Source organism: Phycobacter sedimenti (assembly GCF_038148855.1).
In the GTDB taxonomy this organism is placed as follows: Bacteria; Pseudomonadota; Alphaproteobacteria; order Rhodobacterales; family Rhodobacteraceae; genus Phycobacter; species Phycobacter sedimenti.
The window spans coordinates 330,976-357,102 of record NZ_JBBVGR010000004.1; the positions used below are offsets into that span (position 1 = coordinate 330,976).

Annotated in this window: 25 protein-coding genes and 1 tRNA gene; 11 read left to right on the forward strand and 15 right to left on the reverse strand. The window is 61.4% G+C overall.

Going from position 1 to position 26,127, the window contains the following annotated elements:
- The first annotated feature begins 1 nt into the window (after position 1).
- The gene (locus AADA15_RS09575) at positions 2 to 598 is read left to right on the forward strand and encodes a LysE family translocator (protein ID WP_341641331.1); all 597 of its coding nucleotides are present in this window, start codon (positions 2 to 4) and stop codon (positions 596 to 598) included.
- A gap of 113 nt (positions 599 to 711) precedes the next feature.
- Positions 712 to 1,674, forward strand: coding sequence for an acetyl-CoA carboxylase carboxyltransferase subunit alpha (locus tag AADA15_RS09580; RefSeq protein ID WP_341641332.1), 963 nt, complete (start codon positions 712 to 714; stop codon positions 1,672 to 1,674).
- A 61-nt stretch (positions 1,675 to 1,735) separates the two neighbouring features.
- Here AADA15_RS09580 and AADA15_RS09585 read toward each other — a convergent pair whose 3' ends face one another.
- The 8 genes from AADA15_RS09585 to AADA15_RS09620 all read right to left on the reverse strand — a co-directional run bounded on the left by AADA15_RS09585 (position 1,736) and on the right by AADA15_RS09620 (position 10,078).
- On the reverse strand, positions 1,736 to 2,167 hold the full coding sequence (locus tag AADA15_RS09585; protein WP_437343187.1) for a c-type cytochrome: 432 nt from the start codon (positions 2,165 to 2,167) through the stop codon (positions 1,736 to 1,738).
- A 49-nt stretch (positions 2,168 to 2,216) separates the two neighbouring features.
- A complete protein-coding gene (locus AADA15_RS09590) occupies positions 2,217 to 3,083 on the reverse strand; it encodes a CopD family protein (protein ID WP_341641333.1) in 867 nt (288 codons plus the stop codon).
- 2 nt (positions 3,084 to 3,085) lie between these two features.
- Positions 3,086 to 3,427, reverse strand: a complete 342-nt coding sequence (locus tag AADA15_RS09595) for a copper resistance CopC family protein (protein WP_341641334.1) — start codon at positions 3,425 to 3,427, stop codon at positions 3,086 to 3,088.
- A gap of 11 nt (positions 3,428 to 3,438) precedes the next feature.
- Positions 3,439 to 3,870: a c-type cytochrome gene (locus tag AADA15_RS09600; RefSeq protein WP_341641335.1), complete on the reverse strand. Its 432-nt coding sequence runs from the start codon at positions 3,868 to 3,870 to the stop codon at positions 3,439 to 3,441.
- A gap of 552 nt (positions 3,871 to 4,422) precedes the next feature.
- The gene (locus tag AADA15_RS09605; protein ID WP_341641336.1) at positions 4,423 to 5,784 is read right to left on the reverse strand and encodes an FAD-binding oxidoreductase; all 1,362 of its coding nucleotides are present in this window, start codon (positions 5,782 to 5,784) and stop codon (positions 4,423 to 4,425) included.
- Positions 5,781 to 7,142, reverse strand: a complete 1,362-nt coding sequence (gene hglS, locus AADA15_RS09610; RefSeq protein ID WP_341641337.1) for a 2-oxoadipate dioxygenase/decarboxylase HglS — start codon at positions 7,140 to 7,142, stop codon at positions 5,781 to 5,783. The genes AADA15_RS09605 and hglS overlap by 4 nt, the downstream gene beginning before the upstream one ends.
- A 235-nt stretch (positions 7,143 to 7,377) precedes the next feature.
- The gene (gene amaB, locus AADA15_RS09615; RefSeq protein WP_341641338.1) at positions 7,378 to 8,880 is read right to left on the reverse strand and encodes an L-piperidine-6-carboxylate dehydrogenase; all 1,503 of its coding nucleotides are present in this window, start codon (positions 8,878 to 8,880) and stop codon (positions 7,378 to 7,380) included.
- A gap of 13 nt (positions 8,881 to 8,893) precedes the next feature.
- Positions 8,894 to 10,078: a pyridoxal phosphate-dependent aminotransferase gene (locus tag AADA15_RS09620; protein ID WP_341641339.1), complete on the reverse strand. Its 1,185-nt coding sequence runs from the start codon at positions 10,076 to 10,078 to the stop codon at positions 8,894 to 8,896.
- A gap of 121 nt (positions 10,079 to 10,199) precedes the next feature.
- On the opposite strand from AADA15_RS09620, the gene AADA15_RS09625 reads away from it, so the two are divergent.
- A complete protein-coding gene (locus AADA15_RS09625) occupies positions 10,200 to 11,078 on the forward strand; it encodes a LysR family transcriptional regulator (protein WP_341641340.1) in 879 nt (292 codons plus the stop codon).
- Between the two features lie 246 nt (positions 11,079 to 11,324).
- On the opposite strand, the gene AADA15_RS09630 is transcribed toward AADA15_RS09625, so the two are convergent.
- Positions 11,325 to 11,400, reverse strand: a tRNA-Ala gene (locus AADA15_RS09630).
- A 194-nt stretch (positions 11,401 to 11,594) separates the two neighbouring features.
- Entirely contained in the window at positions 11,595 to 11,918 is a 324-nt protein-coding gene (locus AADA15_RS09635) for a TIGR02300 family protein (protein ID WP_341641341.1), read from the reverse strand.
- A gap of 98 nt (positions 11,919 to 12,016) precedes the next feature.
- On the opposite strand from AADA15_RS09635, the gene AADA15_RS09640 reads away from it, so the two are divergent.
- Together AADA15_RS09640 and AADA15_RS09645 are read left to right on the forward strand one after the other, a co-directional pair.
- A complete protein-coding gene (locus tag AADA15_RS09640) occupies positions 12,017 to 12,703 on the forward strand; it encodes a M48 family metallopeptidase (RefSeq protein ID WP_341641342.1) in 687 nt (228 codons plus the stop codon).
- A 69-nt stretch (positions 12,704 to 12,772) separates the two neighbouring features.
- Positions 12,773 to 13,426: a GntR family transcriptional regulator gene (locus tag AADA15_RS09645; protein ID WP_341641343.1), complete on the forward strand. Its 654-nt coding sequence runs from the start codon at positions 12,773 to 12,775 to the stop codon at positions 13,424 to 13,426.
- A gap of 59 nt (positions 13,427 to 13,485) precedes the next feature.
- Here AADA15_RS09645 and AADA15_RS09650 read toward each other — a convergent pair whose 3' ends face one another.
- Together AADA15_RS09650 and AADA15_RS09655 are read right to left on the reverse strand one after the other, a co-directional pair.
- Complete coding sequence (locus AADA15_RS09650; protein WP_341641344.1) at positions 13,486 to 14,814, reverse strand: aspartate aminotransferase family protein; 1,329 nt, start codon at positions 14,812 to 14,814, stop codon at positions 13,486 to 13,488.
- Between the two features lie 2 nt (positions 14,815 to 14,816).
- The gene (locus AADA15_RS09655) at positions 14,817 to 15,593 is read right to left on the reverse strand and encodes a beta-keto acid cleavage family enzyme (RefSeq protein ID WP_341641345.1); all 777 of its coding nucleotides are present in this window, start codon (positions 15,591 to 15,593) and stop codon (positions 14,817 to 14,819) included.
- A 423-nt stretch (positions 15,594 to 16,016) separates the two neighbouring features.
- Between AADA15_RS09655 and AADA15_RS09660 the strand changes: the two genes are divergently transcribed.
- Together AADA15_RS09660 and AADA15_RS09665 are read left to right on the forward strand one after the other, a co-directional pair.
- Entirely contained in the window at positions 16,017 to 17,414 is a 1,398-nt protein-coding gene (locus tag AADA15_RS09660; protein ID WP_341641379.1) for an aminotransferase family protein, read from the forward strand.
- Positions 17,415 to 17,512: 98 nt separating this feature from the next.
- Positions 17,513 to 18,106 carry a GNAT family N-acetyltransferase gene (locus AADA15_RS09665; protein WP_341641346.1) on the forward strand — a complete coding sequence of 198 codons (594 nt, stop codon included), beginning with the start codon at positions 17,513 to 17,515 and terminating at the stop codon, positions 18,104 to 18,106.
- A gap of 224 nt (positions 18,107 to 18,330) precedes the next feature.
- On the opposite strand, the gene AADA15_RS09670 is transcribed toward AADA15_RS09665, so the two are convergent.
- Entirely contained in the window at positions 18,331 to 19,362 is a 1,032-nt protein-coding gene (locus AADA15_RS09670; protein ID WP_341641347.1) for a permease, read from the reverse strand.
- Positions 19,355 to 19,666 carry an ArsR/SmtB family transcription factor gene (locus AADA15_RS09675; protein WP_341641348.1) on the reverse strand — a complete coding sequence of 104 codons (312 nt, stop codon included), beginning with the start codon at positions 19,664 to 19,666 and terminating at the stop codon, positions 19,355 to 19,357. The genes AADA15_RS09670 and AADA15_RS09675 overlap by 8 nt, the downstream gene beginning before the upstream one ends.
- 123 nt (positions 19,667 to 19,789) lie before the next feature.
- On the opposite strand from AADA15_RS09675, the gene pdxR reads away from it, so the two are divergent.
- The 4 genes from pdxR to AADA15_RS09695 all read left to right on the forward strand — a co-directional run bounded on the left by pdxR (position 19,790) and on the right by AADA15_RS09695 (position 25,242).
- Complete coding sequence (pdxR, locus tag AADA15_RS09680; RefSeq protein WP_341641349.1) at positions 19,790 to 21,250, forward strand: MocR-like pyridoxine biosynthesis transcription factor PdxR; 1,461 nt, start codon at positions 19,790 to 19,792, stop codon at positions 21,248 to 21,250.
- Between the two features lie 301 nt (positions 21,251 to 21,551).
- Positions 21,552 to 23,330 carry a sulfoacetaldehyde acetyltransferase gene (gene xsc / locus AADA15_RS09685; protein WP_341641350.1) on the forward strand — a complete coding sequence of 593 codons (1,779 nt, stop codon included), beginning with the start codon at positions 21,552 to 21,554 and terminating at the stop codon, positions 23,328 to 23,330.
- A 5-nt stretch (positions 23,331 to 23,335) separates the two neighbouring features.
- Positions 23,336 to 24,091, forward strand: coding sequence for a TSUP family transporter (locus AADA15_RS09690; protein WP_341641351.1), 756 nt, complete (start codon positions 23,336 to 23,338; stop codon positions 24,089 to 24,091).
- On the forward strand, positions 24,091 to 25,242 hold the full coding sequence (locus AADA15_RS09695) for an acetate/propionate family kinase (RefSeq protein ID WP_341641352.1): 1,152 nt from the start codon (positions 24,091 to 24,093) through the stop codon (positions 25,240 to 25,242). Before AADA15_RS09690 ends, AADA15_RS09695 begins: the two co-directional genes overlap by 1 nt.
- A gap of 19 nt (positions 25,243 to 25,261) precedes the next feature.
- Here AADA15_RS09695 and AADA15_RS09700 read toward each other — a convergent pair whose 3' ends face one another.
- Positions 25,262 to 26,113 (reverse strand): phosphate acyltransferase, encoded by an 852-nt coding sequence (locus AADA15_RS09700; protein ID WP_341641353.1) that lies wholly within the window; start codon positions 26,111 to 26,113, stop codon positions 25,262 to 25,264.
- Positions 26,114 to 26,127: the final 14 nt, after the last annotated feature.

The following is a 26,127-nucleotide window of genomic DNA, read 5'->3' on the forward strand; positions in this document are numbered from 1 at the left end:
CATGACTCACGATCTGATCCTTGCGCTTGCGCTTTTCGCCTTCGTTTCCTCGATCACACCGGGACCCAACAACCTGATGCTGATGGCCTCGGGCGCCAATTTCGGGTTTCGCCGCACGATTCCACATATGCTGGGCGTGGCGCTGGGGTTTGTTTTCATGGTGATTCTGGTTGGTGCGGGGCTGATCCAGGTGTTTGACGCCTTTCCGGTCAGTTACACCGTGCTGAAAGCCGCCTCTGTCATCTACCTGCTCTATTTGGCCTGGAAGATCGCCAATGCCGGACCGGCGGAAACGGGAGACGCAAAGGGACGCCCTATGACGTTCGTGCAGGCAGCGGCCTTTCAATGGGTCAACCCAAAGGCATGGGCAATGGCCCTGACGGCCATCAGCGCCTATGCCCCGGATCAGTCGCTTTGGGCGATATTCGTGGTTGCGGCGCTTTTTGGTGCGGTCAACCTGCCGTCCGTCAGTTCATGGACAGTTCTGGGGCAGCAGATGGCCCGTCTTCTGACCAACCCGCGTCGGCTGACGGTCTTCAACTGGACAATGGCCCTGCTGCTGGTCGCGTCGCTTTACCCGGTGATCTGGCCCAACTGACCAAACTGAACTTGTCCTATACCAGCCCGGTCCAATCTGCCGAGTTGCATCCGCCGTCCGACAAGGCCATATATCGCTGAAACCGCGTATCCTAGGGCGCAGAGCGAGGCGACATGACTCAGTATCTGGAATTCGAAAAACCGCTGGCCGAAATCGAAGGCAAGGCAGAAGAGCTGCGCGCCCTGGCCCGTACCAATGAGGAGATGGACGTGGCCAGCGAGGCCGCCGCCCTCGATGCCAAGGCCGAGCAGCTTTTGAAGGATCTCTACAAGAACCTGACACCCTGGCGCAAATGCCAGGTGGCCCGCCACCCAGAGCGCCCGCACTGCAAGGACTACATCGAAGCCCTGTTTACCGAATACACGCCCTTGGCGGGGGACCGGAACTTTGCAGACGATCTGGCCGTGATGGGCGGTCTTGCCCGTTTCAACGACCAGCCGGTCATGGTGATCGGCCATGAAAAAGGCGCCGACACCAAGTCGCGCATCGCCCATAACTTTGGCATGGCCCGCCCCGAAGGATACCGCAAGGCCGTGCGCCTGATGGAGATGGCCGGGCGCTTTGGCCTGCCTGTGATCACCCTTGTGGACACCACAGGCGCCTACCCTGGAAAGGGTGCCGAGGAACGTGGCCAGTCCGAAGCCATTGCGCGCTCGACCGAGATGAGCCTCAAGATCGGTGTTCCAGTTGTATCGGTCATTATCGGCGAAGGCGGATCCGGTGGCGCTGTCGCCTTTGCCACCGCCAACAGGGTCGCCATGTTGGAGCACGCGGTCTACTCGGTGATCAGCCCCGAAGGCTGCGCTTCGATCCTGTGGAAGGACTCCGAAAAGATGCGCGAAGCGGCCGAGGCGCTGCGCCTCACCGCGCAGAACCTTTTGGAACTGGCTGTCATCGACCGCATCATAGCCGAACCTCTTGGCGGGGCCCATCGGGACGCCAAGGCAACGATTGCCTCGGTTGGTACAGCAATCACAGCGATGCTGGACGAACTGAAGGCCAAGGACGGTGCCGAGTTGATCAAGGACCGCCGCCAGAAATTCCTCGACATCGGATCAAAAGGCCTCGCGGCCTGATCCGCAAGACCGCACACGTCAGGATCGACCGGGTCAGGACCCGTCGGGCAAAGCCGCGTAGCTAGTCATGCGGCAGGTTGCGGCTTGCCTGCGCGGCTTGGATGCGCTGCGGCCAGGTGGACCGGATATAGGCCAGAACCTCCCAGATCCCTTCATCCCCGAGCAACTCGCCAAACCCCGGCATTCCGCTGGCAAAGCCGGTAACGCCCCGCATAGAAAGCGCTTTTTCGCCGCCAAGCTTGGTGTAATCAAACAAAAGCTGGTTGTCATGGTGCCATGTGTGACCGGTTTCATCATGCGGGGGCGCAGGCAGAATTCCGTCCGCGCCGGGACTGCGCCAATTGGGCTGGCCTTCAAGGTTCGCGCCATGGCATGAGGCGCAGTGTTCCGCGTAAAGCCTCTCGCCGCGTGCAAGATCACGGTTCTCGAGTTCATGACCTGCAACGGCCATCGAGGCGCAGGCGCAGGTGGCTGCGATCAGGATATATTTCATGGGCACTCCCGGTGTTCTTTTCTGGTTCATCCGATTGTCGGGCCACGTTTCAATTCGGAAGCGTCAAGACACTGGTCAGTACCGCTGTCACCAGAAGCGCTGCCAGTATCAATGCTGCCTCAAACTCAATGGAGCGCACCAAATGGCCCGCCGCCCTGTGATCTCCGGTCTGCATCGCAGGTACGAAACGCAGCTTGTTTGCAGTTGCCAGCATCAGCACCGCAGCAACCAGCGCGAGCTTGACCAACAGCGTCTGCCCATAGCCGGTTGTGACCAGGGCCCGAGGATCTCCCAGCAGCAACCAGGCCATCGCCACACCAGCAAGAAGCACTGCAGGAACGCTCACCATCGCGATTTGTCCAAAGCCATGCCCAAGCCGCGCTGCCCTGTCCAGATGCTCAGGCTGGCGTGACAGGTCTCGCAGCGGACCAAGAACACCGATCCAGAACGAAATCCCCACAAGGTGCAGGAACAGCAACGCCTGCACTCCCATCACCGGCGCCTCTAGAATATGGCCGATCTGCGCAAAGGACCAGAGCGCCACAAGCCCCCCGCACAAAGCGATCCAATTCCCAAAGCGGTCGACCCACAGGCCAAGGATGATCATCCCCGCCCCCAGCAATCGAAGGATCAGGACATCACCGGCAGGCGTCTGCCACAAAAGGCCCAGGATTTCGGGGTCACTCATGCCGTCAGCCCCGCCGGTCAACGCGGCACCGCGCAGCATGAAACCGAACGCCGAGGCCATAATGCTCAGCCCCGCTAAACCGGTGGCCTGTCGCCGCATCCGCCCGACCACCGGGGACACCAGATCCGCAAACGCCATTCGGATGATGACCAGCCCCGTCGCCCCAAGGATCCCGATAAAGAGCAGGAGTTTGGCAAGAATTGCAGCGGTTTCCCAGATGTCGGGCATGTTCAATCCACCATGAACATGAAGTCACCCTGCATGGCGTGCCCGTCTGCGCCAAGGCCCCGCCATTCGATACGATAGGTGCCCGCGCCCATGTTCTCCAGCGGCAGCGTAAAGGCGCGATCAAAGGTTTTCTGATCTCCAAGATCAAGCCTGACGGGCGCCGCCTCATCAAAGGTCATTTCGACCCGCGTCAGGCGGATCTTCTTGACGAAGGTGACGCTGATTTCTGCGGGCGCTTCGGCAACGGTCGCTCCGTTTTCCGGCTTTGTGGTCTCGATACTCGAATGGGCAAACGCGCCAGTCGCAAAGGCCCAAACAAGCATGGCGGAAGCAAGGTTTTTCATGGGGTTCCCCTTCAATTGATCCCGTTGGCAAGCTGGACGTCACGGATATATGCAATGATCATCGCAACATCGCCGCGCTTCAAACCCTCGATCGGCGACATGTCTCCAAACCCCCAGTGATGACTTTTGACCCCTAAAGCGACGGCACGCTGAAAGGATTCGTCGCCGTGGTGGCCGGGTTCATAGATGATATGGATCAGCGGCGGCCCTGCGCCTTCAATGCCGCCGCCAGCCAGGCCATGACAAGTGGCGCAGGTTTTCTCAAAGATGCGCTGCCCGATTGCAGCATTCCCTTCGATAACAGGCATTTTGACCGCCACCATGGAGCCGCCCTGCGATTGGGTCGATGAGGCCCCGTCCTCTGTCGGCGTGATGGGCTTGAAAAGATAGGCGAAGACGCCCGCCAGGACGCAAGCGCCCAGCACCAGAGATGTTCGTTTCATGAATAGGTCCTAATCTCGAAACACAGAATTCCAGCCGCAGGGCACAGCGGCGAAAAAGGGCGATCACGAGAGGTGATCCCCGATGAAAATCGGGTTCAGAGGATAGGTGGTCTGTCCGGGCTTTCCGGCTCTTCGAGCGCGCTCAGTCGAAGGGCATGCCAGATGCGCGTAGGTTCCGGCCGCGAAAAGTCTGCGCCTGTCCGATGATAGGCCAGGACCAGCACGCCGCATAGACCTGATGTACAACTATCCGGCACTTTGCCTGCCGGATCCTCGGACGTCCCTCCGGGCCAAGAGCTGCCTACATGGCCGACATCCGCCGCCATGTGCATGTGATCCTCGCAACACGAATTCATGCAATCTGCGGACAGTGCATGTGCACTGCCCCCATGGCCCAAGAGCAGGGCTAGAACGACAGCCAGAAGCCTCGTCTGCATGTGCCACAAGATGTTCACAGCGGGACGCTAGCCGATGTCCCGCTGCTCGACAAGGTGCGAAGCGATGCCCCGCCCCCCCCTGCAGCTCGGCCACAGTGCTGCTGGTCTCGCACATTCAGCGCCTTGAGTGCCCTTTGCTGCGAAACAGGTTCAACTGAAACTCAAGAAGGTCATCCGAGATCGACGGGTATGCCTCATAGTACCGCAGGTTCTTTGGGCCGATCCCATGCTCGGCGCTGAAGGAGCCGCCATAGGCCTCCACCACATGTGCCACAACATCGTCACGCAAGGCCCGCTCGAATCCAGGCGTAATCGGGCCATCCGTCTTGACGAGATTGAAGTGCAAGCCTCCATCCCCAAGGTGACCAAAGTCGCAGACCTCGATCATCGGGAAGTCCTGCGCCAGCCTTTGGGTCATATCCGCCCGAAAGGCGATGACCTTGTCGCGGGTAAAGCCAAGGTCGAAGGCAATGAGCGGGCCTGCCGCCTTGACCCCTTCGGACAGGGCATGACGCAGCGCCCAGATTTCCTGGGGCCGCCCGAAGAGAGCATCTGCAATCGGAGCCTCGGGCAGTTCCCAGGCCTCCGCCAGAACAGCCTCAAGAACCTCATCGAGCGGGGTATCCCAGGGCGCTTTGGTGGGGCGGGACAGCTCGATCAGCAGGGCCGTTGCAGGAATCCCGCCTCGCGCGAACGGGTTCTTCAGGGCGCTGGCATGGTCAAAGGTATGTACCATCGCTGCTCGCGACATAAATTCAAACGCCGACAGCAGCGGCCCGACACGCGTTTCGAGGTGGCGCAACAGGGTCAGCATCGCATCGTCATTTGTCGGCACCACGATCGCGGTTGCCTGTTCTGTCACCACGGGTTCCAGATTCAGGATTGCTTCGGTGATGGTGCCAAACCAGCCCGAGGTGCCGATGTGCATCTGCTTCCAGTCCGGTCCGGTGTTGTTCTTGCGCACGGGCGAGCCAAGCTCAAGCACCTCCCCGCTCTCCAGCACGACGATCAGGCCTAGGACGTTGCGCCGCACATCGCCGTAGCGCAGGTAGCGACCTCCCCCGGTGTTGGTGGCGACCATACCGCCAATCATGGGATCCGAACCCAGGTCGATCGGGAAGAACAGCCCATGTTCCGCCAGCCTGTCGTTGACCTCGGACAGCCTGAAGCCCGCGCTGACCCGCAACGAGCGATTGGCCAGATCCAGATCAAAGGTTTCCCGCAGCCGCGACAGGCTGAGAACCGCCGTGGCGCCGCTGTCATCGGGCACAGAGGCCCCCACCAGACCGGTGTTTCCGGACTGGGGCACGTAGGGCAGCTTTTGTTGTGCGCAATACCGCAGGCAGTCAGCGACCTGGGTAGTTGTTTCAGGCAAGAACACCACCGGGCTTTTGCCTGTCTCACCGCGCACACCCTGCAGGTACCCCGCCATCTCCCTCGGGTCGGAGAGGGTTTTGATCCCGGCAGTCAGGGTCATGCGGCGCTCGCGTTCAATTGCTCAAGACAGGCCTCAAGCGAGGCGGCCTGCATCGCCTCATAGAGGGCGAATTCATCTGCAACGGCTTTCCCCAAGGCGGCCTCGAATGCGGCCCGGCTCGCGGCTTCCTGCCGATCGCTGCGCGCCTCATCCCCGAGGTTGGACTGGAAGATTCCAGCGGCGCTCACCGGCAGGAAATCCTCATAGATGATGGGGCTGAGGGTCAAGGCCCCTGCATCCAGAAGGGCCTCGACATCTTCGCCCTGTGCCGCACCATCGCCAAGCCCGTATTTGAAATAGGCAAGACCGTGGTCATGCAGCGCACGCCAGTCATCGGGGAACGCGTCAAAGACCTGCTCCAGTCTGGCAACATAGGCCTCCGCATTGGAGCCATCCGCCGCAGGCAGGATTTCCGCGCGCACCTCTGCCAGCAAACGGTCATAAAGCGCACGCCCTTTCGGAGTGAGCGCCACGCCCCGTTGCTCGATCTCACCGAACCGGGCGGTGTGATGCCCCTCTTGCCAGCCATCCGCGCCCGGAAAGCGCACCGCTTCGTTCAGCGCCTTGAACGCTGTCTGGCGCAGCAGGATCGGACATGTGCGGCGCGGGGGGCCTTCGACGACGGCCTTCGCGGGCAAGCCCTCGGCAACCATCTGGGCTTGCGCCGCATCGATATCCAAGGTGCGGGGGGTCAGGTGATTGATGTGCGGTCCCTTGAAGGACACCACGTCGGCAATCAGCCGGTGCGCCTTGATCAGATCCTCAAAGGTTTCGCTGTCCACGCAGGCTTCGGCGTGCCAACGGAAGGTTTCCAGCACCTCGGCCACGAAACGCTTGGCATCCTCGGCGCCGAGGCCTCCTTCTGCTTCGGCCTTTTCAGTCAGTTCAATGGCTCCAACAGTGAAGATCCGGCGCCGCGCCAGGGTCTCGGCCGCCTTTGCGCGCAGGGCGTCATCCTCGATCAGCTCCAGCCGCAAGAGCGAGGTGAACACCCGGAACGGGTTTTCCGCCAGCGCATCGCGCCCCACGGGGCGGAAGGCTGTCGAATGCACCGGCACCGAGGCAACCGACAGATCATAATACCCCACAGGCTCCATCCCCATCACGGCAAAAACCCGGCCCATCATGGTCAGCTCTTCTGCGGTCCCAAGGCGGATCGCGCCGTGGCGTTCGGCGCTGATGCGGGCGGTGTCTTCACCAGGCGTGAGCGCCAGCGCATTGTCGGATGCGCCCAAAACAACCTCGTTCACGCGCTCCACGATCTCGACCAAAGTGCCGTACGCAGGCACCTCCTCACGATACATCGCCGACATGGCGGCAGAAAAATCAGCGCGGATCTTACTCGGGGATACTGTCATGTGTCCGGTCCTTTGGCGGTCAAGACCGCCCGTTGATGAAATGGGTGAACGCCGCGTCGACCTCATGGAAAAGGCCACCAAGAACGGCGTGTCTTGCGAAGTGTGTGTCGATAGAGGCAGCAGACAAGTTATCCGCTGCCTGCCAGTGCCGCCGGGTTCCCTGCAACTCAGGACGCCCGACCTGGCTGATAGGGCGCCCTCTTGCAGCAAAGACGGCCGGGACGCGGCTTCAGTGTCAGATCTCGAAGGAAATGCCCTGGGCCAGCGGCAGTTCGCGCGAGTAATTCACCGTGCTGGTCTGGCGCCGCATATAGGCACGCCATGCGTCCGAGCCGCTTTCGCGTCCACCACCTGTTTCCTTTTCACCGCCGAAGGCACCGCCGATCTCAGCACCGGAGGGGCCGATGTTCACATTGGCAATCCCGCAGTCCGAGCCCTGCGCAGACAGGAAGTATTCGGTTTCACGCACGTCGGTGGAAAAGATGCAGGACGACAGACCCTGCGGCACCGCGTTCTGCATCGCGATGGCGTCATCCAGATCGGTGTACTTCACCACATAGAGGATCGGCGCAAAGGTCTCGGTGTGCATGATTGACGACTGCATCTGCATCTCCACGATGGCCGGGTGGACGTAAGCCGCATCCGGAAGCTGATCGGCCAACGCCTGCCCGCCACCATGGACAATCCCGCCCTCGTCACGCGCCTGCTCCAGGGCCTTGTCCATCGCCTCCATCGCGCCTTTGTCGATCAGCGGACCGACCAGGGTGCCATTCTCGAGCGGGCTGCCGATCGACAGGCCCGCATAGACCTTGATCAGGCGGGGGATCAGCTGGTCATAGACGTCTTCGTGCACGATCAGACGCCGAAGCGAGGTGCAGCGCTGTCCTGCGGTACCGACGGCAGAAAAGACAATCGCTCGCACTGCCATTTCTAGATCGGCAGAAGGCGCCACGATCATGGCGTTGTTGCCACCAAGTTCGAGGATTGTCTTGCCGAGGCGCTTGGACATGTCAGCGGCAACCGCCTTGCCCATCGGAACGGAACCGGTGGCGGAGATCAGCGCCACATCGCGCGAGGCTGTCAGCACCTCGCCCAGATCGCGCTCGCCGATCAGCGTCTGAATCAGCCCCTCTGGCGCATCTTCGCCGAAGCGCGCCATCGCTCGCTCGCAGATCTTTTGAATTGCAAGCTGGGTCAGCGGTGTCTTTTCGGAGGGCTTGGCGATGACGGGATCACCGCAGACCAGTGCCAGCGCCGCATTCCAGCACCAGGGCGCCGCGGGGAAGTTAAAGGCTGTGATTATGCCGCAGACACCAAGCGGATGCCAGGTTTCCCGCATCGCATGGCCGGGACGCTCGGAGGCGATTGTAAGGCCATAAAGCTGACGCGACAGCCCAACGGCAAAGTCGCAGATGTCGATCATCTCCTGCACTTCGCCGAGGCCCTCCTGGTAGATCTTGCCACACTCAAGGGTAATGAGACGACCAAGGTTCTCTTTCTCCTGGCGCAGCTCCTCCCCCAGAAGGCGGACCAGTTCTCCCCGGCGCGGTGCGGGCACCGTGCGCCAGATGCGGAACGCTTCGACAGCCTTTGCAATCGCAGCCTCTGCATCGCCTACGCTGTGCATGGGCACCATTGCAATCTCGCGGCCATCAACCGGGGTGGTGACGGGCAGCGTGCCACCTGTGGTGTCAGCTTCCGTCAGCCCAGAGGCGGCCAGGATATCTTGGTAGGTCATTTGGTGGGGTCCTTCAGGTGGCGTTAAGGGCCGCGACAGCCCGTTTCAGACGCATGCAGCCATCTTCGAGATCGCGGCGCGCATAGGCATAGGAAAGGCGAAAATGTCCCGGAAGGCCGAAGGCACGGCCGGGCACAATGGCGAGGCCGGTGAAGGCCAGAACAAAGGCACAGAAATCGGCGTCAGTTTCGAGGCGCTTTCCTTCCGGCGTGCTTTGCCCCAAGACCCCCTCGCAAGAGGGAAAGACGTAGAACGCCCCATCAGGTGTCGCACATGCGATGCCGGGGATCTCTTCGAGGGCGCCGACCACCAGATCGCGGCGCGCGCGAAACTCGGCGGCGCGGCTCGCAATGTGGCTTTGGTCTCCGCTCAGGGCAGCAAGGGCAGCAGCCTGCGCGATGGAGCAGGCACCAGAGGTGATCTGCCCCTGAACAGCGATCATCGCCTTGATCAGCTCGGCCGGGCCAATCCCCCAACCGATCCGCCAGCCTGTCATGGCGTGGGCCTTGGAGACACCATTGATGACAAGGGTGCGATCCGCCAGCGCCGGGCAGGCCTGCCGGAACGATACAAACGGCGTGTAGCAGATCAGATCGTAAATCTCATCCGAGGCGATCCAGACGTGGGGATGGCGCTCCAGAACCTGCCCCAGCGCCGCCAGTTCGTCTTTGCTGTAGACGGCGCCCGTGGGGTTGGAGGGCGAATTCAAAAGCAGCCAGCGCGTGCGCGGCGTGATCGCGGCCTCCAGCTGCTCTGGCGTCATCTTGAACCCGGCCTCGGCCCCGCAGCGCAGCAGTATCGTTCTGCCCCCGGACATCGAGATTATGTCCGAATAGCTGGTCCAATAGGGCGCGGGCACGATGACCTCGTCACCGGAATTGAGCGTGGCTAGGAAGAGGTCCGCAAGCACCTGCTTGGCGCCGGTGCATACGATGACATTGCCCGCCTCCACGCCTGCAGCCTTCGCGATTGCGCCGCGCAGATCGGCAGCGCCAGCAGTGGGCGGATACCGGGTCTGACCTGCCTGCATGGCCGCATGAGCTGCTGCGCAGACATGGGGCGGGGTTGGGAAGTCGGGCTCGCCTGTGCTTAATGCCAAAACATCATGACCTTCGGCCCGCATGCGCGCGGCCGCCTCTGAAATCGCAACAATTTCGGAAAGCGCGATTCCATCGATGCGCTCTGACAACGTTAGCATTCCGGTCTCCAGCAATTCGACGCATTTGACACATCAGAGCAAAACATGAGAAACGCATTTATCTTCTACATCATGCGAAAATCTCATACCCATGCCGCACCCCAAGCGCTTCCTTCCGCCAATGACTGCCTTGCGGGCCCTCGACTCATTCGAGCGCACCGGCAGCGTGACCGAAACCGGACACGAACTAGGGGTGTCGCAAAGCGCCGTGAGCCGCCAACTCAAGGTCTTGGAGGACTACCTTGGGACCACCCTTTTTGTGCGCGACCGGAAAAGCATCAGTCTGACACCCGCAGCGATCGACTATTGCGCACAGGTGCGGGGTGCGCTCGACACAATTGCAACAGCCAGCCTGCGCCTGAAGGCAAATCCGGACGGCGGGCAGCTCAATATCGCTATGTTGCCCGCTTTTGGAGTGCGCTGGCTTGCCCCCAAGCTGCCAGATTTTGTCGCCCGCCACCCCGAAGTCACGGTCAACCTCAGCACCCGGCTGAGACCATTTGACTTCCACACCGACCCCTTTCACGGCGCCATCCACTTTGGCGAACGTGACTGGCCTGATGTCTGCTATCAGGAATTGATGCGGGAATACGTTGTTCCTGTCGCCTCTCCAAAGCTTGCCGAAACTCTGCGCGGCAGCCCCCCTGCCGAGGTTTTCTCACTGCCTCTTCTGCACCTTGATACCCGCCCAGATGCTTGGGAAAAATGGGCCCAGGCGGTTGGGCTGGACCTGCACGGGCCGGTTGGAATGCTGTTTGATCAATTCGCGTCAATGATCCAGGCAGCTCTGCACGGCATGGGCGCAGCCCTCATACCTACCTATCTGATTGAACGCGAACTGACCGAGAAGCGGCTGGTTGCGCTATGGCCCGAAAGCCGGATCAGCATCGGCGCCTACTATTTTGTCTGGCCCAAGGAACAGCCCCCCTACCAACCAAGAGACTGTTTTGTCTCATGGCTGAAAAGTGCCAAAGGCATACCATCCAGCCCCGACACCTGAGGCGTTTCAGAAACGACAAACGGCCGATTCTCACCTTGGGCATTTCAGAACACCCACCTGCATAAAGACGCATTCAACAGAACACTGAGACAGCTGAACAGAGTTCAGCCTCGCGCGCGGCTCCGTCGGAAAGTAATCCACCATTTGGGAAAGATTTGCTCCCTGAATTGCACTGCTTTCAGAGCACTACGGCAAGCAGAAAAATTCATCACACTGGCTTTGAAGCATGAGAGACAATGATGAAAATGGTGGAGCCTAGGGGAGTCGAACCCCTGACCTCTTGCATGCCATGCAAGCGCTCTCCCAACTGAGCTAAGGCCCCATTTCCCACCGTCCGGCGTCCGCCGTGTCGGTGTGAGAGGTCGTTTAAGGGACGACGGCGCAGGCTGCAAGAGCAAAATGCATCATCGTTCAGAGATTTTTTCGGCTCATTTCATGCGGCTTGGCGCAGCGGGTCTGGACAGCCCCATGGAAAGCCAAAGGAGGGCAGGTTTCTGCCCTCCTGCCAAAACGATATCAGGAATCGTCGTCTTCCGAAGCAACGTCAGCGATGTCGTCCAGCGAGACATTGTCGTCATCGTCATCGTCCAGAACATCATCGCCCAGATCCAGATCGACATCATCGTCATCGTCCAGAACAACATCATCGCCTTCGACGTTCTCTTTGGCCTTGAGTGTTGCCGCATCTTCGGAGTCGGCCTCGATCATGCGGCTTTTGCCGGTGTCGAGCGTCACGACCTCGCCCGTGTAGGGGCTGACGATCGGGTCCTTGTTCAGGTCATAAAAGCGTTTCCCGGTGGTCGGGCAAACGCGCTTTACACCCCATTCTTCCTTGGGCATGTGGATCCCCTTGATTTACTGGTGAGTCGTATCGACGATTCAGGTGCCTTGCCATATGAGGGGTGCACTGTCAAAGCCTTTGCCCCAAAGGAGAGCCGATGAGCGCCCATCACCTGCCAGGAAAGCCGCCCGTACCGCTGATCCTGCGCCGCTCGGCCCGGGCGCGCCGGATCAGCCTTCGGGTGTCCTCTCTGGATGGCCGGGTGACACTGACATTACCCAAAGGCCTACCGGAACGGGAAGCGTTGGCGTTCGCCGCGGAAAAGGAAAACTGGATTCGCGGGCACCTCGCGCGTCAGCCCGATGCCGAGGATGTGGGCTTTGGCACCGTCCTGCCGGTAGCAGGGCGCGAGCTGCGCGTCACACAAGGCAAAAGGCGCGGCATTCGGATTGTCGGCGATGAGATCCATGTAGGCGGGGATCGCCCTGCAAGGTCACTGGAACGCTATCTCAAAGAGCTTGCCCGCGACCACCTTGTGGCGGCCTCCGACCACTATGCCACACGGCTGGAGAAGCCGTTCTCACGCGTTTCACTACGCGACACGCGTTCGCGCTGGGGGTCCTGCTCCTCGGCTGGGGCGCTGATGTATTCCTGGCGCCTTATTCTCGCACCGCCAGATGTTTTGCGATATGTCGCGGCTCACGAAGTCGCCCACCTTCGCGAGATGAACCACTCCCCTGCTTTTTGGGCGCTCGTCCACGAATTGTTCGGAGACTACGAAGCCCCCCGAACTTGGCTCAGGCAAAACGGCAGCCAATTGCATCACTATCGTTTCGCAGGCTGAATTGCCTTGTGCCCTCTCCGTTGGCACGTGGCGCATTGACCTTGCCATGTTTTGTGATCACAACAAGCCATGACCTTGTCCACCCGCGCCTCATCCGATGGGCTCTCCTCGGCCCATGACCGCGTCTACCGCACGCTGCGCACGCGCATAATGCACGGAGAAATTGCCCCGGGCGAAGCGCTGACCCTGCGCGGGATAGGCCGTGAATTCGATGTCTCCATGACCCCCGCACGAGAGGCGGTGCGCCGCCTGGTCGCCGAAGGGGCGCTGTTCCTGTCCTCCTCTGGGCGGGTGTCGACACCGGAACTCAGCAATGAACGGATCGAAGAGCTGGCTGCCCTGCGCTCGCTTCTGGAGGTGGAGCTGTCCAGCCGCGCCCTGCCCCGCGCGCATATGGCGTTGATCGACCGGCTGCAGACCATCAACGCAACCGTGGCCGAGATGGTCTCCAAACGCGATGCGGTGGGCTATATCCGGACCAATCTCGAGTTTCACCGCACCCTGTACCTGCGTGCCCAGGCGCCTGCGATGCTGGCCATGGCAGAAACGGTCTGGCTTCAGCTGGGGCCAACGATGCGCGCGCTATATGGTCGCCTGCGCCGGACCGAGCCGCCGCACAATCACAAACTGATCATCGCAGCACTAAAAGCCGGGGACGAGCCAGGACTGAGACTGGCGGTGCGCTCGGACGTCACGCAAGGCCTCAGACTGCTGGTAGCCTGAGACCCTGACGCGATTCTACGGGCAACCGGTCTGTGCCACAGAACCGGTGCGCATAAAGGTCACCCCGTGGGCATCGAGGCGGCGATTGCACTTTCCAGTTTATCGACCACTTCGGTGATCTGATCATCTGAGATGATGAAGGGCGGCGCCAGCAGGATATGGTCTCCTTTGCGGCCATCACGGGTGCCGGACATCGGATAGCAGATCAGACCGGCCTCGAAGGCGGCTTTCTTGATCTTTGCCGCCAATCCCAATGAAGGATCAAACGGTGCTTTGCTGTCGCGATCCTGAACCAGTTCGATACCGCGGAACAGGCCTCGGCCGCGGATATCCCCCACATGGGCGTGTTGGCCAAAGCGGTCTTCGAGGGCCGACTGAAGACGCTCGCCCATCGCCGCGCAGCGCGTGATCAGATCCCGCTCAAGCATTTGGCTCACCACTGCCAGTCCGGCGGCGGTGGCAACAGGGTGGCCAATATAGGTATGGCCATGCTGGAAGAAGCCGCTGCCGCCCTCAATGGCGTCATAAATCCGGCTTGAGCAGAGCATGGCCCCGATCGGCTGGTAGCCGGCGCCAAGCCCCTTGGCGATGCAGAGGATATCGGGGGCCACCCCGTCCGCGTCACAGGCGAACAGATGCCCGGTGCGGCCCATACCGCACATCACCTCGTCAAGGATCAGCAGCACGCCGTATTGGTCACAAATCTCGCGGACGCGCTTGAAGTAGCCCTCGACCGCTGGCACGGCGCCGGAGGTCGCCCCGACCACTGGCTCGGCCATGAAGGCCATCACGGTCTCGGGTCCAAGACGCAAAATTTCGGCTTCAAGCTCATTTGCGACCCGCTGGCCGTAGTCAAAACTGCTCTCGCCCTCGGCGCGGTCCACATATTCGTAACAAGGCGCGATGTGCGAGACCCCGATCAAAAGCGGGGCGAACTGCTGGCGCCGCCAGGCATTGCCCCCCGCCGCCAGCGCCCCTAGGGTGTTGCCATGATAGCTTTGCCGCCGTGCAATAAGGTGGCGCCGGTTCGGCTCACCCTTTTCGAGGTAATACTGGCGCGCCAGCTTGATCGCGGCTTCGGTGGCTTCCGATCCGCCCGACACAAAATAGACCCGGTCCAGATCACCCGGAGCGTTCTCGATCAGCAGATCCGCAAGCGCCTCGGCCGGTTCGGATGTCATGAAGCCGGTATGGGCAAAGGCCAGTTTGCCGACCTGCTCCTGCACCGCCGCGATCACCGCGGCGTCGGAATGCCCAAGGCAGGATACCGCCGCCCCGCCGGAGCCATCAAAGTACCGCTTTCCGGTGGAATCGATCAGATAACAGCCCTCACCGCCCACGGCGGTCGGCAGCTTCGCCTTGGTGTGACGAGGAAATACATGCGACATGTTCAGCCCTCCTTGAGGCTGTGACCCGCGGCTTTCGCGGCTGTGACAAGGGCCGCGACCGAGGCTGCATTATCCTGAAGCAGCGTACCGTCCGGCGTCTCTATATTGTTCTCAAATCCGATCCGCACATCTCCCCCGGCGGCAATCGCCGCCAGCAGGCAGGCGCGCTCATTGCGGCCAAAGGCACAAACGGTCCAGTTGAGGTCCAGATCGGCAGCTGCCGGCAGAAAGTCGGTCAGATGATCCGGCCTGGCCAGAACCGGCGGCGCATATTGCCCCAGAACAAAGATCGCATCCCGCATCCCTGAGGGCACGGTTCCAGACTTGCACCATGTTTTCAGCTGCTCGAGGCAGGAGGCGCCGTAAAGAATATGCTGCACCTGGGTGCCGACCTCGGCGCAGATTGCATAGGCCCGGGCGGCAACATCCGGCTCCCGTGCCATTTCCCGCACCGAAACAGACGCCGCCTTTGGCTGTAGCTGCTCAAGGCAGCGCAACTGGTCTTCGGGCGCAAAGAGACCGGCGCTTTCTGTGGTGATCTGCACGGCCATCCGGGGCACCACCTGCCCCAGCGCCTGCAAGGCCTCCCGGTAGCGCCCGGTGTCCAGGGAATGGCGCCCGGCGCCATCACGCACATGCAAATGCAGCGCCCCTGCACCAACGGCATGGCAGGCGGCGGCGGTCTCAACGATATCATCCAGCGTCACTGGCAGGACTGCGTGGTCGCCCTTGCTCCTCCGCGCCCCGTTCGGGGCCACCATCAGATTGTACTCTACCACGGCGCTCTCCGGTCACGTGTCTGTTCGGCACCATCGGCAATCGCAGAAGTGATCTCAATTAGCCACATAAAGATCATCTGTTCTTTTTCAATCCGAGATGATCTAAGACGGCAGAGTCAGCATGAACCGGACGGCGTCACCTCGAAAGGCGGCCTGTTCTTTACGTCTCCGACATGCAAACCCCTTTCGGGAAAACGTGAAGACCAAACGCCTCTTAGAGCGAAACACGTGTTTTTCGCAGCAAAACAACCCTTTGCCAGGGCTGCAACAGGCAACGGCCCTCCCCTCAGCCGCTCTGGCCACAAAGGGGGGTATCATCTGGACCTACTAGAGTTGATCAAATTGGCGTTTCGTCAGTTTCAGGCCAGTCTGACCGCGCGGCCGCGACTCAGACCTCAAGAACAATAAATGAAAGGACATGTCATGGACGGCACGTTCAACGAAAACGATCTCAGCCGCGTCGTGGACGCCGACAAGGCGCACGTCTGGCACCACCTGATTCAGCATAAACCCTTTGAAACCACCGATCCGCGCATCATTGTCGAAGGCAAGGGCATGCGGGTCTGGGACCAGAATGGCAAGGAATGGCTGGACGCCGTGTCGGGCGGTGTCTGGACCGTCAACGTCGGCTATGGCCGCGAGGAAATCTGCAAGGCGGTCTATGACCAGTTGATGAAGCTTTGCTATTTCGCGCAGTCCGCTGGCTCCATCCCCGGCTCGCTTTATGCAGAAAAGCTGATCAGCAAGATGCCCGGCATGAGCCGCGTCTATTACTGCAACTCCGGCTCCGAGGCGAACGAGAAAGCCTTCAAGATGGTGCGCCAGATCGCGCACAAGAAATACGGCGGCAAGAAGAACAAGATCCTCTATCGCGACCGCGACTACCACGGCTCTACCCTTGCAGCCATGTCCGCCGGTGGCCAGGACGAACGCAACGCGCAATACGGCCCCTTCGCCCCCGGTTTCGTGCGCGTGCCCCATTGCATGGAGTACCGCAAGCACGAGCTGGGTCTTGAGCACCTTTCAGGCCGTGAGTTCGGCATCGCCGCTGCCAACCTGATCGAAGAGGTCATCCTGCGCGAAGGCCCCGACACCGTCGGCGCCCTCTGCCTTGAGCCTGTCACCGCAGGCGGCGGCGTGATCGAGGCCCCCGAAGGCTATTGGGAGCGCGTTCAGGAGATCTGCAAACAGTACGACATCCTGTTGCACATCGACGAAGTTGTCTGCGGTATTGGCCGCACCGGCACCTGGTTCGGCTATCAGCACTACGGCATCCAGCCGGATTTTGTGACCATGGCCAAGGGCGTGGCTTCGGGTTATGCCGCGATCGCCTGCATGGTGACCACGGAAGAGGTCTTTGACATGTTCAAGGACGACGCAAGCGATCCGATGAACTACTTCCGCGACATCTCCACCTTTGGCGGCTGCACTGCCGGCCCTGCTGCTGCTCTGGTCAACATGCAGATCATCGAGGACGAAGGCCTCCTGGAAAACTGCACCGCCATGGGCGAGCGGATGCTGGCCAACCTCAAGGCCCTGCAGGAAAAGCACCCCGTGATCGGTGATGTGCGCGGCAAGGGCCTGTTCCTCGGGGCCGAACTCGTCATCGACCGCGAAACCAAGGAGCCGGTGGACGAAAAGCAGGCGCAGGCCGTAGTGGCCGAAGTCGGCGCGCAAGGCGTCATCATCGGCGTCACCAACCGTTCGGTGCCCGGCAAGAACAACACGCTGTGCTTCAGCCCGGCGCTGATTGCGACCGCCGAGGATATCGACGCCATCACCGATGCCGTGGATGTGGCCCTGACCAAGGTGTTTGGCTGAGCCACCTAAATTGGACTGATGAAAATCTCGACAGGCGGCCCTTTTCATCGGGCCGCCTGTTGTCGTTTCTGGGGGAACGACGAAAGAAGGAGCACACGATGCCAAGCCCTCGCTGGATGAGTTCAACCGAATTGCGATCCAACCATGTGGTCCTCGCTCCCCTTTCACAGGCCCATGCGCCTGATCTGGCAGAGGCCGCAACAGACGGCGACTTGCACCGCCTGTGGTATACCTCCGTTCCTGCACCTGAGGACGTCCCGACAGAGATCGACCGCCGACTGTCCCTGGGCGCGGAAGGCTCAATGGTGCCCTTTGCAATCCTCACTCCAGAGGGACGCGCCGTGGGCATGACCTCCTACATGAACATCGACCATGGCAACCGGCGGGTCGAGATCGGCTCCACCTGGTATCGCCAATCCATGCAGCGCACCGGGTTCAACACCGCCTGCAAGCTTCTGATGCTGCGGCACGCCTTTGAGGATCGTGACGCCATCGCGGTGGAATTCCGCACCCATCGTCTGAACCGGCAAAGCCGCGCGGCCATTGAACGGCTCGGCGCGCAGCTCGACGGCATCCTGCGCGCTCACATGATCCTGCCAAACGGCACGATACGCGACACAGCCGTCTATTCCATCACCGCTGCCGACTGGCCCGCCGTGAAGGTAAATCTCGAATTCATGATCAGCCGCTGACACAAGCCCTGCGGGTCAAGGAGGCCGCAAGGCCCCGCCGTCAGGCGGCTTGTCCTTGACGCGCAAACTCAAACAAACTTGAAAACGGCACTTGAGGGGCAGACCTGCCCCTCATGGCCATCTCAGCAAAACCCGCGCCGCGCGTCAGCGCGGCGCCCGGCCCAACGGGAGAGGGGTAATCTATTGATTGACCCGATCCGGGCGGGAGCCTTTGCCTGCGAATATCAAAGCATCTGGAACAGGATGCCCGACAGGATCGCCCCACTTACCCCCAGCATCAGATAGGTGGCAAAAACCTGTGGTTTCACCAAAGACCAGACAGCCGCCATCGCCGGAATTGAACTGACAGCACCTGCAATCATGAAAGCCATCGCCGCGCCCGCGCTCATCCCCTGCTCCATCAGCCCTGCCAATAGCGGCGGAGCCACATAAGAGTTGAGATATGCAGGCATCCCTACCAGGGCTGCGATGGCAATGGTCCCGACGCCCTCTCCCCCAACCACTTGAGCGATTCTATCCGCTGGAACATAGGAAACCAGCAGCGCCTCCAGAACATAGGCCAACGCCAGCCATTTCAGCAGGAACAGAGCGTTTGCCACGAATTCGATGCGAAATGTCGCCCGCCGTTCCGCCTCGCGCCAGAAAGCCCAGACCGGCTTGACATCCAGCTTTGGCGCACCGCAGCCACAGCAACTGGTCTTTTGCACCTGTTTCAGCGGGCTTGCAAAGACGCCATGGCCCATCAAGGCCTTGATTGCAAAGCCACCAAACAGGCCCAGGCCGACGGCCGCAATCGCCTTTCCGATGGCAAAGGGCCAGCCAAGTGCGCCAGCGGTGATCAAGAGTGTCGGCGGATCGATCAGCGGTGAGGACAGCCAAAAGGCCATGACCGCCGACAGGGGCGCGCCAAGGGCCAGCAGGCCCGCAATAAACGGGATCACCTCGCAGGAGCAGAAGGGCGCCAACCCGCCGAACACGGCAGCCAGGAAGATCATCCGCACCTCGCGCACCTCAAAGGCCCGCGCCACCATGGTCTCGGCTCCGCTGGCCTTGAGATAGGACAGGAGCAGGACCGCAAAGACGATGTAGCGACCTGTCGAAACAATCGCGTTGAACGCAAAGAACACCACGGTCTGGAAGTTCTCAGGATGAAGTACCGCCACCGTAAGCAACAGCAGTGCGCTCACGGTCCAAGGCGTCTTGAGCCAGCGTAGCGCCTGCTGCGATGCACTGGGATTTTGGGTCAGATCAGCCATCGTTTGCGGCCTCCTGTTGTTGATCCGCGCAACACTCACTGAGGATAAAACCTGCCAAGTCCCGCAGGCGGTGGAAATCCGCACGGTTGATTGTCGCGCGCCCCATCTTTTCCTGCACGACCACTCCGGCCCCCGCCAGGAATTTCAGGTGATGCGCCAGAGTAGAGGGCGCAATACCGGTGCGCTCCTGGATATCCTGCACCATGAGCCCCGTCTCACCGGCCCGGATCAGGCACCTGAGGACCTTAAGACGCGCTTCAGACCCCATCGCCGCAAAACCGCCTGCCGCTTCTTCCCACTGCATATCGCCCCCTTTTAAAACCATAAAACTAGTTATATCGATTTTTTACTGCAATCAACCCAAATTCCTCACGCGCCCTGTTAAGTCCAGATTGCACTCCCCCTAAGGCCAGCTTACTGTCTCGCCATGGCCATTTCCGTCGACACCTTCTTTCTGAACCCCGATGCCCAAGGCACCCTGCAGGCGCAGATCCAGGAGATGATCGCCGCGGGTGTCCTGTCAGGGCGCTTTCGGGTCGGAGAAAAGCTGCCGTCCTCGCGAAAACTGGCCAGTCATCTTGGCATCAGCCGCATCACGGTCACCCTGGCCTACACCGAACTGTTGGCGAACGATTACCTCACCTCTCGCGGTCGCTCCGGATACTACGTCTCGGAAAACGCCCCCATCCCGCCCAGCTATGCGCCCTCCCAAGGCGCAGGAGATGCGGTGGACTGGTCACATGCGATCGTGCGCAGCTTCACCGGCGGCGACACGCCGCGCAAGCCACAAGACTGGCGCAGTTATCGCTATCCCTTCATTTATGGGCAGGCGGATCCCGCCTTGTTCGATCATGCAAACTGGCGTCTGTGTGCGCTGCGGGCTCTTGGCCAAAAGGACTTCTCCGCGCTCACCAATGATTACTTCGACCAGGATGATCCGCTCCTGATCGAATATATCGCGCGCCACACCCTGCCCCGGCGCGGCGTCACAGCCCGGCCAGAGCAGATCCTCATCACTCTTGGGGCTCAGAACGCGCTGTGGCTTTCCATCCAGCTGTTGCTGAACCGCGGGCGCAAGGCGGCCATTGAAGACCCCACCTATTACACGCTGCGCGACCAGCTTACTCATGTGCGCTGTCAGATGGACTGTATCCCGGTCGACAAGGACGGGCTGCCGCCCGAGGCGATTTTGGACGACACCGATGTGATCTTCTGTACCCCGAGCCATCAAAGCCCGACCACGGCGACCATGCCGATGGACCGGCGCAAGGCGCTGCTGAAACGCGCCCGGGACATCGATGCAGTGATTGTCGAGGACGACTATGAATTCGAGATGTCCTTTCTCGGCGCGCCATCGCCTGCTCTGAAGTCGCTCGATCGCGATGGTCGTGTGATCTATATCGGCAGCTTCTCCAAATCGCTGTTTCCGGGACTGAGGCTTGGCTATCTGGTGGGCTCCGAAAGCTTCATCCGCCAGGCCCGCGCCCTGCGCGCAAGCGTCCTGAGACACCCGCCGGGCCACATGCAGCGCACCGTCGCCTATTTCCTGTCCCTTGGCCACTATGATTCCCAGATCCGCCGGATGGCAAAGGAACTGCACAACCGGCGCCTCGTGATCGAAGAGGCTGTCGCAGAACATGGGCTCACGATCTCTGGCGTAGGAGTATACGGAGGCTCTTCGTTATGGATGCGCGCACCCGAGGGCACCGACACCGCCGCCGCCGCGCAGCGGCTGAAAGAGAAAAGCGTCATCATCGAACCCGGCGCACCCTTCTTTGCCCCTGAGCATCGCAGGAACAACTTTTATCGCCTCGGCTACTCCTCCATTCCATCAAACCGGATTGAGCCGGGTCTCGCATTGCTCGCGCAGGGTTTGAAGCAGACCTGAAAGGCTTTCTGCAAACAAACGCTCCCGCCCCCTCTTGAAGCGCATCGAAGATACGGTTCAGGGCCTTGGGCGTGGCGCCGCGCAAAGCGCGGTGCCACGCCCAACGGGAACGATGCATCTGTGATGCAGAGATGACGGGCGGGAGCACTTGGGCTCATGAACACAAACGGCAGATTGCAAACTGATCTGGCTCTAATCCGGATACGGATCTGGCCCTAACCTGCGACAGAGCGACAGCCTACACCAAATGCAATGCCCGGCCTGGCCCCGGCCCTCTTTGCGTCTCACAGGAGAACACGCCATGAAAATGACAACCGAGGAAGCCTTTGTAAAAACCCTGCAAATGCACGGTATTCAGCATGCTTTCGGCATCATCGGCTCGGCCATGATGCCCATTTCCGATCTCTTCCCCAAGGCAGGCATCACCTTCTGGGATTGCGCACATGAAGGCAGTGCCGGCATGATGGCCGATGGCTACACCCGCGCCACCGGCAAGATGTCGATGATGATCGCCCAGAACGGCCCCGGCATCACCAACTTCGTCACCGCCGTGAAGACCGCCTATTGGAATCACACGCCGCTTTTGCTGGTGACGCCGCAAGCCGCGAACAAGACCATCGGTCAGGGCGGTTTCCAGGAAGTCGAACAGATGAAACTGTTCGAGGACATGGTCGCCTATCAGGAAGAGGTCCGCGACCCCACCCGTGTCGCCGAAGTCCTGAACCGCGTGATCATGCAGGCCAAACGCGCCTCGGCACCGGCGCAGCTCAACATTCCGCGTGATATGTGGACCCAGGTCATCGACATCGAATTGCCCGCCATTGTCGAATTCGAACGCCCCGCCGGTGGTGAGGGCGCCCTGGCGCAGGCGGCCGAACTGATGTCCAGCGCAAAGAACCCGGTCATCCTGAATGGCGCTGGCGTCGTGCTCTCCAAGGGGGGTATCGCAGCCTCGCAGGCCCTGGCCGAGCGCCTGGATGCACCGGTCTGCGTCGGCTACCAGCACAACGACGCCTTCCCCGGCTCCCACCCGCTCTTTGCAGGCCCCCTTGGCTACAACGGCTCCAAGGCCGCGATGGATCTCATTAAAGACGCCGATGTGGTTCTGTGCCTCGGCACGCGCCTCAACCCCTTCTCGACCCTGCCGGGCTACGGGATGGAGTACTGGCCTGCTGAGGCCAAGATCATCCAGGTCGACATCAACCCCGATCGCATCGGCCTGACCAAGAAAGTCTCGGTCGGTATCGTCGGCGATGCCGCCAAGGTCGCGACCGCCATCCTGAACCAGCTGAGCGACAGCGCAGGCGATGCGGGCCGCGAAGCGCGCAAGGCCAAGATCGCCGAGACGAAGTCCCGCTGGGCGCAGCAGCTCAGCTCGATGGATCACGAGGATGACGATCCCGGCACCACCTGGAACCAGCGCGCCCGCGCCGACAAGCCGGACTGGATGAGCCCCCGCATGGCCTGGCGCGCGATCCAGTCGGCGCTGCCGCGTGAGGCGATCATCTCCTCCGACATCGGCAACAACTGCGCCATCGGCAACGCCTACCCGTCCTTTGACGAGGGTCGCAAGTACCTGGCGCCGGGCCTGTTCGGCCCCTGCGGCTACGGCCTGCCCGCCATCGTCGGCGCCAAGATCGGCTGCCCGGACGTACCGGTCGTGGGGTTTGCCGGGGACGGCGCCTTTGGTATTGCCGTCAACGAACTCACCGCCATCGGACGCGAAGAGTGGCCAGCGGTGACCCAGGTCGTCTTCCGCAACTATCAGTGGGGCGCGGAAAAGCGCAACTCGACCCTGTGGTTTGATGACAACTTTGTCGGCACCGAGCTGGACCAGCAGGTCTCCTACGCCGGGATCGCCAATGCCTGTGGCCTGAAAGGCGTCGTGGCCCGCACCATGGACGAGCTGACAGCGGCCCTGTCCCAGGCCATCGAGGATCAGAAGAACGGTACCACCACCCTGATCGAGGCGATGATCAACCAGGAGCTGGGCGAACCCTTCCGCCGTGACGCCATGAAAAACCCAGTCGAGGTCGCGGGTATCTCTGCTGACGACATGTGTCCGCAGCAGGTCGGCTGAAGGCCATGATGGTGCCCTTTGATCTGCCATTTGATCTGAATGGAGGTCAGGGCGCCTATCTGGCCGCCGCATTGTTCGTGGCGGCCTTCATTCGCGGCTATTCCGGTTTCGGGTTTTCCGCGATTTTCATCATTCTGGCAGCATTGGTCACCAATCCGCTACCGCTGATTCCGGTTGTGTTCTCTTGTGAGATCGCCATGACCGCCTTTCAGGCACGCGGCATCCGCCCCCATGTGGACTGGCGCCGCACCCTGATGTTGCTTGGCGGGGCGGCCATTGCGACGGTGCCGGCCGTGACCGTGATGGCCCGCTTGGGCGAAGACCAGGCACGGCTTGTAATCTCGACGCTGGTTCTGCTCCTGAGCCTGATCCTGCTGAGCGGCTGGCAGTTGCGCCGTCCCATCGGAGCGACCGGCAATATGGGTGTGGGCCTGATCTCTGGCATGGCCAACAGCGCGGGCGTCGGCGGTTTGCCGACCGCCGCTTTTCTGACGGCGCAGCCGATTGCGCCCGCTGTATTCCGGGCAACCATGATCGTCTTTCTCACAGGCATCGACATGATGGCCCTGCCCGTGATGGCGGCAAACGGTCTTACCGGTATCGACACGCTGATCGGCGTCGGCCTTGCCTTTCCGATCCTTGGCGCGGGCATCTGGGCCGGCAGCCGCCGCTTTGCCAGCGCCGACCCGGCCGCCTTCCGACGCGGGGTTGTGGTTTTGCTGACCGCACTTGCAGCCCTGAACATCGTGCGGGTACTGTAATGAAGCGCAGTCTGATCCTGATCCTCAATGCCGGCTCTTCCTCGATCAAGTTCTCGGTCTTCGATCGCGATCTGACAGAGCGCCTGCATGGTCTGGCAGAGGGCATTGGCGGTGCCTCAAGGCTCATCATCGGGGAGAAGACGGCCGACATCCCCTTCATCGATCACAGGTCTGCACTCGCCGCCATCCTGGGCGCGCTCCAAAAGGCTCAGATCAGCGCGGATGCGTTGCTGGCCATCGGCCATCGTGTCGTCCATGGCGGGCGCAAGCTGACCGCACCGATGGGCATCACCCCAGAAGTGCGCACCGAGATCGCGGACTGCACGCCCCTTGCCCCGCTCCACAACCCGCACAGCCTTGCAGCCATCGACACCATGGCAGAGCTGGCGCCGGGTGTGCCGCAGTTCGCCAGTTTCGACACGTCCTTCCACGCCACCAATCCCGATGTGGCGACCCGCTATGCCATCCCCCGCATGATCGAAACCAAGGGCATCCGCCGCTATGGCTTTCACGGTTTGTCCTATGCGGCACTGGTGCGGCGTCTGCCCGAGATGTCGGGTGAGAAGCTCCCGGCCCGCGTGCTGGCATTCCACCTTGGCAACGGGGCCTCACTCTGCGCGATCCGAAACGGCCAGTCCATCGCCACCACCATGGGCTATTCGCCGCTCGACGGGCTGACCATGGGCACGCGCTCGGGCGGGATTGATGCCAATGCCGTCTTGCGGCTGGTCGAGGACAATGGGCTGGAGCGCACCAAGGCGATCCTCAACCACGAAAGCGGGCTTCTGGGCCTGTCGGGCGGCAAATCCGACATGCGCAAGCTGATGCTGGATCCCAGCGCAGACAGCGCCTTTGCCATTGATCACTTCTGCTACTGGACCCTGCGACATGCGGGCAGCCTGATTGCCGCGCTGGAGGGACTGGACGCCGTGGCCTTTACTGGCGGGATTGGCGAGAACGCCACCGCGATCCGCGCCCGGATCCTGCGCGGCCTGGAATGGATCGGTGTGCGGATGAACCCGGACGCGAACGAGGCGCACCAGATGGCGCTTCATTGCAAATCCTCGGCCGTGAAAGTCTGGGTGATCCCCGCCGATGAAGAACGTCAGATCGCCATCGACACGCTGGCGCAACTGCCGGAGGCCGTATGAGGACCGCCCGGCATGCCCCTCAGGCCTGTGCTGCGGTCAGCACCGTGGCAGCAACGATGTCATCGACACTGGCGCCCCGGCTCAGATCGCAGACGGGCCGAGCAAAGCCTTGCAGGAACGGACCCAACGCCTGGGCACCCGCCAGCTCTTGGCACAGCTTGTACCCGATATTGCCTGCATCAAGGCTGGGGAAGATCAGCACATTGGCATCCAGAGGCTCGATCCCTTTCTTGGCGGCGATCGCCCCGTTGAGGGCGGCGTCCGCCTGCACTGGTCCGGCAAAGCCCGCGCGCTCCGCCGCTTCGCGCACCAGCGCGACACTGTCTCCATCGCCCGAGGTGCCGGTGGAGAAGGACAGCATCGCCACCCGCGCCTGCCCCAATAGCGCGGTGGCCGAAGCGGCAGAACTACGTGCGATATCGGCAAGCTGCACCGCATCCGGCGCCACGTTCACGGCGCAGTCGGCAAAGACCAGCTCGCGCCCGTCCGGGAAGACCATCAGGAAAAACGACGAGGGCAACGAGACACCATCCGCCAGCCCGATCCCGATGCTTGCCGCCTCGATCACCCGCCGGGTGGGCACATCGGCACCTGCGACCATGGCATCGGCCTCTCCCACCGCAACCATGGCGGCGGCGCGGTACAAGGGCTTGGAAATCATACGCTTTGCGATGGCCTCTTTCAGGCCACGCGCCTGGACCAGCGCCTCTACATGGGCCTCGGATGGCTCGGCAAGCGGCAGCGGCTCGCACAGGCCCTCACGGCTCAAACGCTCGGTCGCTTCGGCAACCCGAGTATCCTCCATTTCGGGAAAGACCACCCGGGCCTGCCGCACCTTTGCGGCCTCAACTGCATTTTCCAGAACCGACATGTCATTCTCCCTTG